A 14,887-nucleotide genomic window follows, 5' to 3' on the forward strand; every position below is an offset into this window, starting at 1 on the left:
GGGCGACGTACAGGGACGCTTCAGCTGGCGTGGTCTGACCCGTGCTGATCAACACGACTCCTGCTGTCAGTGCAGCCATGTAAGCGACTCCCGTCACGATCAGTGAGGCAGGCGTCCGCTGATCTTTAGAGTGCTGGTCCATAATGGCATCGGTTCCTAACTCTCGTTGGGGACTCGGCCACCCGCGCGTCCTCCAAGGCAAGCGGGTGGCCTTTTTGTCGGCCGTTGACATGCCGCCTGCCACGGACCCTAGCATGCCACCTTTGATTCCAAGGTCCAGTCGCCCCATGTGTCAATTGTCATCGGGTGACGACAATTGTCACCCATGCAAGAGAAGGCAATGCTGTCGCCTTCCAATCGAAGGTTCCCACCACGTGCCGGCTCCACGGACCGCTGCCGGACGAGGCTCGCGACACCGGGGGCCTCAGCCTGATGCGAGAGATCCAACTCCCTGGGACGACACACGCCGTCACTGAAGCCTCAACGGGCGGGTTCAGGACCTGCGTCCGAGGTCAACCTGGAGCCAACACGCTTTCCAACTGTGGCGGTGGAGTGTTGGGCGTCGTTCGGGAGCGTTCACCTGGGTTCATGAGCGGTTGACCCCCGAAACGGGGACAGCTCCGGGTCTCGCCTGAACGACCGTGAACGCTGATGAATGAGACGGAAACTGAGACGGCCCGCGGCGTGGAGTATCACTCGATGATCTCGGACCGCTCTCGAACTTGGTCGTCAAGCTTGCCTTCATCCAGATCGCTCAGCGCGGCCGCATATCCGGCCATGGCTGCCTCGTGCACGACGTCGTGGAGGTCTACGGGGATCGTATCGAAGACGCTGGAGCAGATGTTCGAGGCTGCGTCGTATGCGGGTTGATAGTGCGTGTTACGGATGCCGGCACCCAATAGCTCTTTCTTGTGGCCATCGCTCTCGGCTGCGTGACTACCCTGATGCCTTGGGCGAGAACAGTGCTTCCGTGGGCATCGGCCGATAACAGTCAGCCAGGCGGCCCAGAGACGGTCCGCGTTGAACGGTGTGAGGCCGTCTGAGGGTGGGCAGTTGTGATGTGGTTGCCCTGGAAGCGGATCCTCGCTTCGATGCCATGGCCCGGGTAGCCGCTCTCTCTGACCAACCCCCTCGCTTCATGCTCCACCCGCGCGAGCCCTGGAGCCGGCGCACTCTGTGCAAGTCAGTCGGGGGCACAGACACTGTGCATCATGGACAACAGCGCTTTGTGGGTGGCCGTGGTGACCGCCGCCACGGCGGTGGTCGCCAGCTGGGTGACGAACAGGGGCAACGCCCAAGCTGCTCGCATCCAGGCCCAAGCCGCCGCCCAAGCCGCGCACGTCGCCCGGGAGCGCGAGGCTCGCAGAGCCACACAGCTGGATTTCATCGAGCAGGCCAATGAGATGGGGATCCTGTACCTCAGGATCCCCAAGTACTTCGAGGTGGAGAACCAAGAGACGCGGGCGGTGTCGCTCACAGAGCTTCGCGATCAACTGCGGGACTCATACAGGCCCTTCCTGCGTTCTCTGGCCGTCGTCTCGTTGGAATGCCGCCCCGAGCCGATAGCGGCGGCGAAGGCAGTCCACGCGGCCTCCGGCGAAGCCTACGGTTGCCTCATCGTCGTCGAGAGAGACATACGCGAGGCCGAAAACTTTCGCCGAGCCGTCGACGCCTACCTGGCCTCAGTTGACTCGTTCATTGAAGTAGCACGTCAGGCCGAGCGTGAGACATAGACATCAGGTCCCCGAGCTCTCAGCTTGGGAAGCTTGGGTGCTCTAGGGGCGGGAGCTCTGCTGACCTGTGGCGGAGCGGAGTGGGCGCTTGGTGGGTCGTCAACTGTTTCCCCCGGTGTTCCCCGTGGCCCCCCGCACGATCTGGCACGGGTCTGGCACGACCTCTTCGTCTCGAACTCTCGGCGGGAGGGGCACCATCAGGGGCCAGCGGGCTGGTCGGTCGGCCGCTGACGGCCCTTGGCGGTCACCTGCGGCCACGGTGGTTGCTGTACTCCGCTGCTGTACAGCAGTCGCGTTGATCACCGCTTTAAGTAGGGCGCCTTGCGCCGCTGGAAACGAAAGCAGCCTCGATATGAACGCCTACGACGTCCTGTGCAGCCTGTGGCGCACCGCCGTCCCCGTCATCGTCGGCTGGGTGGCCGCGCTCCTCGCCCGCATCTACATCCACGTGGATGAACAGGCCCTGTCCCAGGCCCTCGTCGCCGTCTTCTCCCTCGCCTACTACGCGGCGCTCCGGCTGATGGAGGCCAAGGCTAGCCGTCGCTTCGGCTTGTTCCTCGGCATCGCGCGACCGCCGTCGTACGACCGAGTCGGACATCTACCGGACATGGCCCCAGGTGAACGTTCGGCACACTCCAGGCGCCGCATAAAGCGCGTCCCTCAGTTCTGGAAGGCTGGGAGCCGGATACCGGGTCACTAAGCGGTGAAGATGGTCGATCACGGGGCTCACGCGGCCTACGACCTCCACAACCAAGGTTTCGCCGTACCCGGGGAGCCTGGGCAGCGATTGACTACTGTAGCGATGAGTTATTGACTCCGGGGTGCCTACCCGTTGGCTGCACAGCAGCATGACGACGCGCCCCTCTCCACCGAAGATCGGATGCCTGAACCTGTCGTACGCCATCTCGCCACGCTGTAGACGGGCGAGGTAGATCCCCTCCTCGCTAACGAACGCCTCTCGAAACCCCTCAAACACGGCCAATGTAACTTCAGATTCGGTCGGCAAAAATCCCGGGTATTCCTTGTCCATGGCTTCTGCGAACGATTCCTCGTCGTCGAGAACGAGTTCAAAAAACCGGGTCGCCCAGCGTCCCGGGTTGTTGACGTCACGCAGCGAACGCATAATTTCAATGATCGTGTCGGAAGGGGGACTCATTTCGTACGGGTCTTTACCGTTGGGGCCGACCACGTGCCAGATCATCGACTCTCGACCCAGGCTCTGCGAAACCGGCGCCGAGATCGGCAGGCGACGGGCCCTCGGTAGCACGCTTGTGCCGACCGGCCCCTGCATCGACACGTCAGCGTTCGACTGCACGTGAACAGTTCCCTGCGAATGGGCTACGAGAGCGGCGTTCAGCAGCGACGTGAGCTGCACGTCGAACGCGTCCCAGTCCGCTGAGGGCCTGTTGGCCCCGGGCCGCAAATCCATCTCGGCCAACGCGTACGCGACAGCAGTGCCGGTTCCATCGTTGACAGTCTCCCCGCGCAGGAGCCTACGGATAGTAGCGACGCTCACCCTTTGGCCCCGCTGCTCCGTCGCGTCGGAGATAACCGTCAGCGCCGGTGTGCCAGCACGCCTGCGGAGTTCACGCAGCCACTCCAGCCAGGTACGCAACGGCCCAGGCGGAATCGTGTCCGGGATCTCGATCACCCTACTTGCCGATCCGGCCAACTCGCCCCCGCCCCCTGTGAGGCCACCCTCACGGTGCACTACGGTTCACCACGTTCCTTTGAGCCCCATAGCGTACGCCAGCGACCAACGCCCTCACCCATGCTTGAAGCTCAACTCAGCTTCGGATCAGGGGAGGTGAGCGGCTTGAAGCTGAAGTTGGGCAAGGAGTGGTGGCGGACCGTCCGGTTCGCCATCAAGGAGGAGCGCCGGACGGTCCGCCTGATCAGCATCTTGGTGACGGCGGGCGTCATCGCGGTGGTACTGATCGTGATCGCCAACGGTGTCAGCGTGACGATCGGCTGAGGCATGCGCCCGGTGGGCGGGCGCACCTCTATATCCGACAACAGGACACCACATGAGCGGGGCCCCGGTCGATACGGCCGGGGCCTTCGCCTGTTCGGCGCTACCGGGGCGCCGGCGTAGGGATGGGCTCATGCGCTCGGGCGCAACGGGCGCAATGATCAAGTTGGCGTCGTCATGGGACACGAAGGTCCATACGTCCAGCTTCGGCCTCCGCAGGGCGGCAAGGAATGGGACGTCCCGGCTGAGCATCTGCGTGAGCCCACCCAGGCGGAGGAGATCAGGGCCAAGGTGGCAGTGGCCAACGGAAGGTGGGGGTTGTGAGCACGAGAGCGGTTCTGCGGTACGAGACCTGGACGCTCCAACCCGACCGTGAACCTGACGCCGAGCCGACGACGTATGCCATGCAGTGTGTCGTGGACGGCGAGACGTCACCACCGAGCGAGGACTTCGCCGAACCCCAGAACTGGGTATTGCAGCACTGCGGTCGGCACCCGTCGCACCATACCTACCGCGAGATCATCACTCGGCCGTGGCGCGCTTGGAAGCGGTCGCGACCAACCGCGCGGTGAACTGCATGGCGTGCTGCACTGGGCCGCGCCTATCAGAGCCTCGAGTGCATCGGCTGCCTGAGATCACTGACGAATCCGCCACCGGTTCCCTGACGGGCCCAGGCGCCGACACCTTGCCTGGTACCGGGCTCAGTGACCGCCCTCGTTGATGTCAGCTGTAAATGTCAAAGGCCCCGGGCCAAGATCAGTCCGGGGCCTTTGCACTGGTGCCCCCGGCAGGATTCGACCCTGCGACACCCTCTTCAGGAGGGCGGTCGCACGATCCCGACACCCCGTCTCCTGGGCCTGGGGATCCCACATCATGGGCATTCCGCCCACATAACGGACAGAATCCGCCCCGTCCTTCCCCTTCGACTAACGTCATGACATGAGCAGCGACACCCTCAGCGACAGCCCGCGCACCCTCGCCGATGCCCTCGCCACCGGCACGGTCGTGCTGGACGGCGGCATGTCCAACCAGCTCGAGTCGGCCGGCCATGATCTGAGTGACGAGTTGTGGTCGGCGCGGTTGCTTGCGGAGCGGCCCGAGGCGATCGTCGAGGCGCATCTCGGGTACTTCGAGGCGGGCGCCGATGTGGCGATCACCTCCAGTTATCAGGCGACCTTCGAGGGCTTCGCCAAGCGCGGCATCTCGCCCGATCGGGCCGCCGAACTCCTCGGCCTGAGCGTCGAGTTGGCCCGCGAGGCCGCCCGCCGTGCGCACGCGAAGGGTGTCGCCCGGCCGCTGTGGGTCGCCGCGTCGGTCGGGCCGTACGGGGCGATGTTGGCGGACGGGTCGGAGTACCGGGGGCGGTACGGGCTGAGCGTCGCCGAGCTGGAGCGGTTCCACCGGCCGCGTCTGGAGGTGCTCGCCGCGGCCGCCCCGGACGTGCTCGCCCTGGAGACCGTGCCGGATGCCGACGAGGCCGAGGCCCTGCTGCGGGCGATCCGCGGCCTCGGAGTGCCCGCCTGGCTGTCGTACAGCGTCGCCGGTGACCGTACGCGGGCCGGGCAGCCTCTTGAGGAGGCCTTCGCTCTGGCCGCCGACGCCGACGAGGTCCTCGCCGTCGGCGTGAACTGCTGCACGCCCGAGGACGTGGACGGCGCCGTCGAGACCGCCGCCCGGGTGACCGGGAAGCCGGTCGTCGTCTACCCCAACAGCGGAGAGACCTGGGATGCCCAAGCCCGTGCCTGGGCGGGGCGCTCCACCTTCGCCGCCGAGCAGGTCACGGGATGGCGGAGCGGTGGAGCCCGGCTGATCGGGGGGTGCTGCCGGGTGGGGCCGGGCGCCATCGCGGGGATCTCCGAGGCACTGGGAGACATGGGAGAGAGCTGAGGCGAGGGGGTCAGGAAGACGGATCCCGCAAGGGGCCCAAGGGGTCCGAACGGCTCCCGCAGGCGGCCGAACCCCTCCCGTGCGACACGGACCCCGTCCGAACCCCGTCACCTCTTTCCCCAGCCCTCCTCCCCCGCACCCTCCCCCTGCTAGCCTCCGCCTCGGGAACCGGTTGCCCTCGTGTTGCCGCAGTTCCCGAGGGGTGGGCCGGGCGGCGGACCAAGGCGTCGTCCGGGGTGGCGGAGAGGGGCGCGGGGATGACCAGGAAGAGCAACGTGGAGGCCGGGGGACGGCTCACGATCAGGGACGTGGCGGCGCGCGCGGGAGTGTCCGCGTCGACGGTGTCGCGCGTGCTCGGGGGCGACTACCCGGTGAGCACGGCGACCCGCACGCGGGTGATGCGGGCGGTCCGTGAGCTGGACTACGTCGCGGACGCCCGCGCCAAGGCGATCGCGGGAGTCGGCACCCCGACGCTGGCGTTCGTGCTCGACGACATCACCGGCCCGTCGTTCGCGCACATGGCGCACGGCGTGGAGCGCGAGGCGACCCGGCTCGGCCATCTGTGCCTGGTGTGCAGCACGGACGGCGACGCCGAGCACGAGCTGGAGTTCATCGAGACGATGCGCGCCCAGCGTGCCGCGGCGGTGATCCTGGTCGGCGGCGCCGCCGACACCGGCGAGTACCGCGAGCGCATGGCGCGCATCGCCAACTCCCTCGCCTCGGCCGGGTCGCGGCTCGTTCTGTGCGGGCGGCCACCGCTGGAGCGCGGGACACCGGTGACGGTCATCGAGTACGACAACGAGGGCGGCGCCTACGCCCTGTGCGCGCACCTTCTCGCCCAGGGCCACGAGCGGGTCCTCTTCCTCGGGGGCAAGCCGGACAACAGCACGGCGCAGGGCCGCGAGCGCGGCTATCTCGCCGCCCACCGGGCCCGCGGCATGGACCCCGACCCGGCGCTGCGGCTGTCCGGGGACTTCACTCGCGACTCCGGGCACCGTCTGATGCGTCAAGCCCTCGCCCAGGGGCTGGAGTTCACCGCTGTGTTCGCCGCCACCGACATGGTCGCCTCGGGCGCGCTGACCGCGCTGCACGAGGCGGGGCTGCAGGTTCCGGCCGATGTCTCGCTCGCCGGTTACGACGACATCCCGTACGCCCGTGACCTCCACCCCCCGCTGACCACGGTCCACGTCCCCTACGAGGAACTCGGCCGCCTCGCCGTCCGCACCGCCCTCGGCCGCACCCCCGACGCGCCGAACGAGCACCTGCTCCTCGGCACCCATGTCGTGGTCCGCGACTCGGTGGCGGCTCCGGGAGGCCAGTAGAAGCCGGTCACCTTCGGAAAGCCGTCACCTCCGGAAACCGGTCACTCCCAGATACCGGTCCCCCTTGGAAACCGGTTTCCGAACCTCACCCCCGCACAGCGCGCCGACCACCATCCAGCACCCCCTCACGGCCGCCGAGCTTCCCCGGAGCGCCGAAGACGCCGTACGACCGACAGCGGCGCCGTACTACGCGTCGGCGGACCGGCAACAGGGACCGATGCCGGTGTGGTTTGCGGAGAGCTGGCGAGCCTCGCCGACTCGGCCTCCCACAGCGCGAGTTCGCCGTCACGCGGACCCCGTACGACGGTGGGTTCTCCGGCGGTGAAGACGCCCACCGGATGCGAGGCGTCCCAGGCGGGCCAGCCCGGGTCGCCGTCGACCGCGAACCGCACCCACGCCGAGTGCATCGCGTCGGCCAGTTCCTGCGGGGCGCCCTCGCCCGCGAGCTTGGCCGACTCCGGCACTGCGGCAGTGTCGAAGACGAAGCCCAGCTCCAGGGCGTGGCAGGCGCCGAGGTCCGGGACGTTCGACGGCCAGGCGAACTCGTAGACGTGGCACGGCACTTGGCGGGAATCGGCGAGGCGGTGCAGGGGGACGCGCAGGAGGTGATCGGTGACCAGCTGGCCCACGAGGTCGGCGGTGCCGGCGTCGGGGTGCAGGATCCGGTAGCCGCGGGGTACCTCGGTGCCGCAGTGGCAGCGGGCCATGGCGCCGGCGAGGGCGACCGGGCCCAGCCGGTCGACGCGCTCGTGCAGGCCGCCGGGCACCAGCCACAGCCGGTACTCCTCGCTGGTCCAGCCCAGCAGCAGTTCGACGCCAGGCGCGGCGCCGCCCTCGATCAGGGCCTCCAGCGGATCGCGCGGGACCAGGTCGCCGTCGACGACGATGCCGAAGGCGGGTCCGCCGAGGACGGGGCTGCTGAGTTTGCCGACGTCGGCCTGGGTGCGCAGCAGCAGATCGCGGTCGACGGCGGCGAACGCCTCGGCGGTCGCGGGGATCTTCAGCCGGGTGGCCATCCGGCGCACCATCCGGCGCACCTTGTCGCGTTCCGCCGCCTCCGGCGGTCCGCTCTGCAGGACGGCCCGGTGGAAAAGGCCCTCTGCGCGTGGCGTGGCCAGCAGCGCGCCGATGCTGATGGCGCCGGCCGACTCGCCGAAGACGGTCACCCGGTCCGGGTCGCCGCCGAACCGCTCGATCGACTCGTGCACCCACTCCAGGGCGGCGAGCTGGTCGCGCAGTCCCGGGTTGGCGGGGGCGTCCGGGAAGAGGCCGTAACCCTCCACGCCCAGACGGTAGTTGACCGACACCAGGACGACGCCGTCGCGGGCGAAGGCGTGTCCGTCGTAGACGGGGACGGCCGAGGAGCCGCGGGTCAGCGCGCCGCCGTGGATCCACACCATGACCGGCAGCCGGGCGCCCGGGCCCGGCTCGGGCGTCCACACGTTCAGGTTGAGGCAGTCGTCACCGGGCACGACGGGGTCGGGCAGGAGACGGGCGAACGCCTCGGAGTACGGCGGCTTGGGCGGTGTGGGCCCGAACGCACCCGCGTCGCGCACTCCGTCCCAGGTCCCGGGAGGAACGGGGGGCCGGAAGCGGCGCGGGCCGAAGGGGGGCGCCGCGTACGGGATGCCGCGGAAGACGGCGATCCCGTTCTCGTACCGGCCACGCACCGCTCCGTACGGGGTGGTGACCACCGGATCCTGCGAGTTCACCGCGTCCACCGCCATTCGGCCACCAGCTCCTCACTCAGCACCGCGCCGACTCCTCACGTCAGCGCATCACATCACCTCCGGCTCGCGCATCGGGAGCGTTTCGGACGGGCGTCCGGTCGCCTATTTGGCGTACATCAGAGTGCCGAAGCCGGTCTGGTCGAAGCCGCCGCTGGTCGAGCCGTAGTCACCGCCGCCGCCTTCGGGCCGGCCGGCCTCGGCGATGGCGGTGATGTACGGGACGGAGAGGCCGCGTCTGCCGGCGTAGTGGTAGTGCAGGATGTCCCACACCGGACGGACCTGGCCGCGGCTCGCGGAGGAGATCACGGTCTGCGACTGCTGCGCGCAGTTCTGGCCGGTGCCCCAGGTGTACGTCGTGTAGGGCACGTCCTGTCCGAGGTTGTACTTGGCGACGTACTGGGCGCACTTCATGAACCGGTTGCTGTCGTAGCCGTAGAGGTCGTCCCCCTGGGACCAGGCCATCTCGCAGAAGGCGCCGAGCTGCCCCATGCCCATCATGGTGTGGCCCTGGTCGCGGCCGGACTCCTGGTACTGGGCGAGCCCCTCGCTCTCGTGGACGAACGGGACGGCGTGGGTGATCGACCCGTTGCCCGCGCCGGTCTTGAAGTAGTTGACCGCCTGGTCGTACTTGGCCGCGTCGTCGCACAGGATGCCGATGGCCAGGATCGAGTTCATGTTGCAGAGATCCCAGTTGGCCCAGTAGTTGGTGATGCAGGCGTCGTTGTGGCCGGTGAGGAACTGGTTGTTGAGCGGGTAGAAGACGTCGAGCATCATCGTCTTGAACCGGTCGAGGTCGAACCCGCTGTAGCCGCGCATGAGTTCGGCGGCGTTCGCGAACTGGTAGCCGTAGATCCCGGCGGCCAGGAAACGGTCGGCGTTGCCGGTGACCGTGGTGAGTCTGGCCGACCAGGCGTTGAGGATCTTCACGGCGGTGTCGCCGTTGGCGGTGGTACCGGCGATCCTCCAGCGCAGGGCGTTCTGGTAGGCGGCGTGGATGTCGTTGTAGAGGATGCCGTAGTTCTCGCCCGTGCCGCCGCGGATGACGGTGGCCTGCGGGTTGGGCGTCCAGGTGCTGGCGGAGTGGCCGTTGGCGGTCAGCCGGTTCCAGCCGGAGAGCCAGGGGTCGTCGCCCGCGGCGACCCTGACCTTGGCGCGGTTGAGCTCTCCGTAGGCGTGCAGCATGCCCGGGTGGGTGAAGGTCGCGGGTGCGGCGTCCGCGGTACCGCCGCTCACCGCCGACGCGGAGGCGCCGACGGCGAGGGCGGCGGTGAGTCCGCCGGCGGTCTTCAGCAGACCGCGGCGGCTGACGTGCGTGTGCTTGCCCTGCCTGTGGGGGTTGGTGCGGCTCATGGCAGTGCATCTCCAATCTAGGTGGGGGCGATGCTCACCTGCTCGAACTGCGTCGTGCCGAGGGTCAGCGGGCTGCGGGAGCAGACCACGAGACCCACGTAATAGGGGGCGTCACCGAAGTCGGGGATCTGGCCCTCCGCGAGGGAGGTCCAGGTGGCGCCGTCGTCGGTGGACAGCGCTGCGCTGAAGGCGGTCCCGGCGCGCTTCAGCCGCAGCAGGCAAGGGAGTTGGACGGCTCCGTTGCCGGTGAAGGCGGAGGCTCCCGCCACGGTCTTGCGGAGCATGAGCTGTGCGGTGGTCCCGCCGGTGACGATCGCCCCGGCCGCCTGGTCGAACGGCGACAGCGACTTGGTCATCAGCAGGCCCACACGGTCGGTGGTTGATCCGGTACGGGAGAGCATCCTGGCGGTGATCTCGCAATCGCCGCTGACGGTCCGCCGTACGAACTGCCCTGTCATCCCTTGGCCGTTGGCGTTCAGATCGACGCCGGCACCGCGCACGGTGAACGTCCCGCCGTCGTACGACGTGCTGCCGGGAGTACGGATGGCGACCACGCCCAGGGTTCCCAGGGCGCGGTCGTCGAGGATGGGGTCGCCGAGATCGCCGTACGTCCAGGGGGCGGGAGGCGGGGTACCGACGGTGACGGTGAGGGTGTCGGACGCGGTTCCTGCCGCGTTGCCCGCGGTGGTCGTGACCGTGAACTCGCCTGTGTCGGTAGGGGTTCCGCAGATCAGGCCGGTGCGTCTGTTGAGTCGCAGGCTGTCGGGCAGGTTGTCCGCTGTGAACCGAACGGGCTCGTGCGAGGCGCGCAGCAGATGCCGGAGTTCGGCACCCTGGTTCGCGAACACCTCGGTGGCGGAGGTGATTTCCGGTACCGATGGGGTAGGCATCTGCGCCTCGACGGGTTCCGAGAGCGGGCCGCGCCCGCCGGTGCCGGTCTTCGCGACGGCGTAGTGGTACGTCGTTCCGGGCGCCCCCGTCGCGTCCGCGTACCGGATGTGGGTGCCGAAGCCGACCGGGCCGACGCCGGTGGCGAGGGTCTCGTACGGTCCGTCGGCGCGCGCCGCGCGCAGCACCAGGTAGCGAGCCGACAAGTCCGGGTCGGTCCAGGCCAGTTCGACCGCGTCGGCTCCGGCGGTGGACCGCAGGTCCGTGGTGGACCGGGCGGGCCGGGGCGGGGTCCAGACGTCGCCGGACGACGATGTCACGCTGACGTTGTCGAAGGCTCCGGTGCCGGTCTCGGCGTACTCCTCGTCGACGCCGAGGCAGGAGGTGAGGGCGAGGCCGGCGTACACCGTGCCGCCCAACTCAGCCTTGGTGGAGCCGACTTCGGTCCAGCGGATGCCGTCCGGGGACAGGAAACCGGTGCAGCGGCCGCCCTTGCGGGTGACCCGCACCCAGTACGGCTTCCGCAGCCGGTAGCCGTCGCCCGCGCCCTCGACATGCGGGGCCTCCAGCGGGGTCGCCGACTCCGGCAGGGTGCCGAGGTTCGAGATCGGGAAGGACGCGGACGTGGTGATCGTCTGTTGCTGGGACGGCGGAACGGGGGTGCTGCCGGTGGCGGAGGTCGCCGCCCCCGCCTTCGGCCGCACGGTCCACACGCCGCTCCAGGTGTGCAGTGGCAGTCCCTGTATGAGCATCGAGGCGTGTGCGGCGCCCGCGTCGAGCGAGCCGCGAAGGGTCACGCCGATCTTGGAGTACTGCGAGCTGAGCGGCCACACGATCCGCGCGGTGACCGTGCCGTCGCCGCGCAGCGGCAGGTGGACGAGCCGGTGGGTGTCGGCGGTGCCGCTCGCCTCCAGCACGAACCGCTCGCCGTCGAAGCGAGCGGAGCCGGGGGTCTTCACTTCGCCCACGTCGCGGGTGGACCAGGGTCGCGGAAGACCGGCGGAAGCCGCTACCGGGAGCGAACTCCCGCTCATTCCACGGGCGTTGGAGGAGATGACCGTGTAGTAGTACGTCCGTCCCGTGCGCGCGCCGTCGTCGGTGTACGTCGGCTGGTCGACACCGGTCGCGACGGTCTCGTACGGACCCTCAGGCTTGGTTGCCCGGCGCACGGTGTAGGCGGTGGCCCCCGCGGACGGCAGCCAGTTGACGGTGACCGACCCGTCCTCCCCTGCCGCCGTGAGGCCCGCCGGAGGTGTCGGCTCGGTGGGCGGTGAGGCCGTCACACCGGCGTAGGTGTAGGTGCCCCAGCTCGGCAGGTCGTCGTTGCTGCCCTCGACGACGCGGGCGCCACCGGTGCCGCGAAAGACGGCGGCCTTCGTGTGCGGGGTGTCGAGGCCGCGGACACCGGCGTAGTGGGCGTAGTACATCTCGTAGATCGGCGGCAGGGTGCCGCGGCCCTTGTCCGAGACAGCCGTCTTGATGTACTTGCCGGTGCGGTCGAGGTCGAGGATGAAGGGGACGTCGCCGCCCAGGTTGTAGCGGGCGGCGTACTCGGCGCCCGCGAGGATGCGGTGGTCGTCGTAGCCCCACAGGTCGACGCCCTGGCTCCAGGCGACCTGGGCGGCGTCACCCAACAGGCCTACGGCGAGCTGCTCGTGGCCCTGGTCGCGGCCGGACTCCTGGCCCTGGCCGTCGGCGGTGACGACGCGGTGCAGGACGCTGCCGTTACCGGCGCCCGCCGCCGCGAACCGCAACGCGTCCTCGAAAAGGGTCCGGTTCTCGCAGAACACGCCGATGGCCAGGATGGTCTGAATGGACGTCAGATCCCAGTTGCCGTTGGCGTAGAGCATGTAGCCGGACACTGCCGGATACCAGACGCGCAGGAAGGACTCCTCGCAGCGGGCGATGTCGGCGTCCGCCCATCCGTCGTAACCGGTATGCCGCAGCAGCTCGGCCGCGTTGACGAACTTGAAGGCCTGGAGCCCGGCGCCGAGCGGGCCGTCGGCGCCGGTGATCGCGGTCAGCGACGCCGACCAGGCGTTGAGGATGTCGCGGGCCTTGTCGGCGTGCGCGCGCTCGCCGGTCGCGCACCACATCAGGGCGTTCTGATATGCGGCGGCCGAGTCTGCGACGGCCTGGTTCATGAAGTTGGAGGGGCCGCGGCCCCAGGAGGTGATCTGGCCGGTGTTCTGGACCGGGTACGACGCCGAGGAGCGGGCGTGCGCCGCGAGTGCCAAGTAGCCGTCATGGATGGGCGATTGCTTGGCGGCGACCGCGTCCTTCATACGGGCGAGGTCGCCTGCGGTGTGCAGGAGGCCGGGGTGGGCGAACGTGAACTCCGCGGTGGTGCCTGGGGTTTCGGCCCGGACCGTGGGCGCGGACAGGGAGGTCGTGCCCGCGGCGAGGAGCAGCGCCGTGGACGCCTGGATGAGGCCGCGGCGGCTGAGCGTGGTCACTGGGCGGCCGCCTCCGCCTCGGCGGTGGTGAGGAAGGTGAGGTTGGTGACGTGCTCGTTGTAGTACCACTGCACCGAGTCGGTGGTCATGTACCACTTGGGCTTCTTCATCGAGTCGGCGACGACCAGGCCGTTGATCACCAGGTTCTCGAAGGTGACGTTCTTGATGCCGTGGTCGGCGTCGTAGCCGAGGAACAGCGACGGGTTCGCGTGGGTGCCCGTGTAGCTGAGGTTCTTGACGTAGACGTCCTCGATGCCGCGGCCGACCGAGGTGTTGTACTTCGTGTTGTACATGACCCTCATATGGATCACCTGGCCCCAGCGGAAGTCCTCGATCCGTACGTCCTCGATGTGCACGTTCCTGATCAGGTTGGAGTCGCCGGGATTGAGGGCGATGCAGCCCTGGTAGCCCATCTGGGGCTCGCGGTGATCGACGATGTCGAGGTTCTTGATGACCAGGTTCTCGAGGACCTCGGGGGCGTCGGTGTTGCCGTGCGTGCCGACGTTGATGGGGTGGGCGACGTCGGCCCACAGGGTGCAGTTCTGGATGGTGATGTCGCGGGTGTCGCCGTAGTAGTCCCACCGGTGGCAGTAGATGGCGAAGCAGTCGTCGGAGTTGCGCATGAAGCAGCCGTCGAAGACGACACCGGTAGAGGAGAAGACGTCGAAACCGTCGCCGTTGCCCTTCGAGCTGAACGAACGCGCCTTCCTCACATGGACGTTCTCGCTCTCGCCGAACGTGCCCGCGTACCCGTTGGGGTTCATGATGATGACGTCCTGGACGCGTATGTTCTTGCTGCCCTCGCAAAGGACCCCGCCCGGGCCGCCGTAGAGCATTCCGTGCCCGGTGAGGGAGGCCTTCTCCACGTCCTTGAAGAACACCTGGGCGGTGAGGACGGCGCCGCCCGCGAGGTAGACCGTCTTACCGCTGGGGACGGTGAGGACGTTTCCGGTGACGGTGTGCACGCCGGGGCCGAAGTAGAGGACGTCGGGGTCGTCGGCCGAGGGCGGGTTGGGGTCGATGTGGTTGGTGATGACGTGCAGGCAGTCGAAGATCTCGTCGTTGATCTGGACGACCACGTCACGCGGCTCGTCCAGGGTGAACACCAGGGTGTCTCCGCCGAGTTCGGGCTTGATGCCCAGCGCGTCCGGTCTCACCCGGGCCTTGGTGGTGCCGCCCTTGAGGTACGTCACCTCGATCTCGACGCAGCCCTGGAAGTCGAAGTACACCATCGACGTGTTGAGGACCTTGCCGGAGCCGGTGGTGGCGTTGATCTCCTCCAGTTGCGGCCGCCAGATGTCGAGGGTCGCCCAGTCGCCGTCGGGGGCGGTGCGCACGCGCACCTTGAAGCTGGTGTTGGTCGGCATGGTCGACGGGCGGGGGTAAGTGACCAGCTTCGGGGCGGAGTTGTCGTCGTCCGCGCGGGCCGCCGTGGCGGTCAGGCCGGACAGACCGGCGGCGAGCGCCGTGGCGCCTGCGGCTTGCAGGGCGGTGCGCCGGGACAGGGGCGTGTTCATGGGTGACTCCTTGCAACAGGCCGGAAAGAGGG

General features: G+C 68.6%; 11 protein-coding genes. 5 read left to right on the forward strand and 6 right to left on the reverse strand.

The window, feature by feature from the left end:
• Nucleotides 1–692: 692 nt before the first annotated feature.
• Nucleotides 693–899 carry a hypothetical protein gene (locus tag AB5J56_RS11200; RefSeq protein WP_369232535.1) on the reverse strand — a complete coding sequence of 69 codons (207 nt, stop codon included), beginning with the start codon at nucleotides 897–899 and terminating at the stop codon, nucleotides 693–695.
• A gap of 312 nt (nucleotides 900–1,211) precedes the next feature.
• Between AB5J56_RS11200 and AB5J56_RS11205 the strand changes: the two genes are divergently transcribed.
• Nucleotides 1,212–1,733: a hypothetical protein gene (locus AB5J56_RS11205; protein WP_369232536.1), complete on the forward strand. Its 522-nt coding sequence runs from the start codon at nucleotides 1,212–1,214 to the stop codon at nucleotides 1,731–1,733.
• A 598-nt stretch (nucleotides 1,734–2,331) separates the two neighbouring features.
• On the opposite strand, the gene AB5J56_RS11210 is transcribed toward AB5J56_RS11205, so the two are convergent.
• Nucleotides 2,332–3,384 (reverse strand): hypothetical protein, encoded by a 1,053-nt coding sequence (locus AB5J56_RS11210; RefSeq protein ID WP_369232537.1) that lies wholly within the window; start codon nucleotides 3,382–3,384, stop codon nucleotides 2,332–2,334.
• Between the two features lie 165 nt (nucleotides 3,385–3,549).
• Between AB5J56_RS11210 and AB5J56_RS11215 the strand changes: the two genes are divergently transcribed.
• The 4 genes from AB5J56_RS11215 (at nucleotide 3,550) to AB5J56_RS11230 (ending at nucleotide 6,914) form a co-directional block, all read left to right on the forward strand.
• The gene (locus tag AB5J56_RS11215; protein WP_369232538.1) at nucleotides 3,550–3,708 is read left to right on the forward strand and encodes a hypothetical protein; all 159 of its coding nucleotides are present in this window, start codon (nucleotides 3,550–3,552) and stop codon (nucleotides 3,706–3,708) included.
• 308 nt (nucleotides 3,709–4,016) lie between these two features.
• Nucleotides 4,017–4,277 (forward strand): hypothetical protein, encoded by a 261-nt coding sequence (locus AB5J56_RS11220; RefSeq protein ID WP_369232539.1) that lies wholly within the window; start codon nucleotides 4,017–4,019, stop codon nucleotides 4,275–4,277.
• Nucleotides 4,278–4,644: 367 nt separating this feature from the next.
• Nucleotides 4,645–5,592 carry a homocysteine S-methyltransferase gene (mmuM, locus tag AB5J56_RS11225; protein WP_369232540.1) on the forward strand — a complete coding sequence of 316 codons (948 nt, stop codon included), beginning with the start codon at nucleotides 4,645–4,647 and terminating at the stop codon, nucleotides 5,590–5,592.
• A gap of 257 nt (nucleotides 5,593–5,849) precedes the next feature.
• Complete coding sequence (locus AB5J56_RS11230) at nucleotides 5,850–6,914, forward strand: LacI family DNA-binding transcriptional regulator (RefSeq protein ID WP_369232541.1); 1,065 nt, start codon at nucleotides 5,850–5,852, stop codon at nucleotides 6,912–6,914.
• A 125-nt stretch (nucleotides 6,915–7,039) separates the two neighbouring features.
• Here AB5J56_RS11230 and AB5J56_RS11235 read toward each other — a convergent pair whose 3' ends face one another.
• The 4 genes from AB5J56_RS11235 to AB5J56_RS11250 form a co-directional block, all read right to left on the reverse strand.
• On the reverse strand, nucleotides 7,040–8,641 hold the full coding sequence (locus AB5J56_RS11235) for a carboxylesterase/lipase family protein (protein WP_369232542.1): 1,602 nt from the start codon (nucleotides 8,639–8,641) through the stop codon (nucleotides 7,040–7,042).
• Nucleotides 8,642–8,746: 105 nt separating this feature from the next.
• Entirely contained in the window at nucleotides 8,747–9,994 is a 1,248-nt protein-coding gene (locus AB5J56_RS11240) for an alginate lyase family protein (protein WP_369232543.1), read from the reverse strand.
• A 17-nt stretch (nucleotides 9,995–10,011) separates the two neighbouring features.
• Nucleotides 10,012–13,338 carry an alginate lyase family protein gene (locus AB5J56_RS11245; RefSeq protein ID WP_369232544.1) on the reverse strand — a complete coding sequence of 1,109 codons (3,327 nt, stop codon included), beginning with the start codon at nucleotides 13,336–13,338 and terminating at the stop codon, nucleotides 10,012–10,014.
• Complete coding sequence (locus AB5J56_RS11250) at nucleotides 13,335–14,855, reverse strand: glycosyl hydrolase family 28 protein (RefSeq protein WP_369232545.1); 1,521 nt, start codon at nucleotides 14,853–14,855, stop codon at nucleotides 13,335–13,337. The genes AB5J56_RS11245 and AB5J56_RS11250 overlap by 4 nt, the downstream gene beginning before the upstream one ends.
• Nucleotides 14,856–14,887 lie beyond the last annotated feature (32 nt).

It is taken from the genome of Streptomyces sp. R21 (assembly GCF_041051975.1).
Taxonomy (GTDB): domain Bacteria; phylum Actinomycetota; class Actinomycetes; order Streptomycetales; family Streptomycetaceae; genus Streptomyces.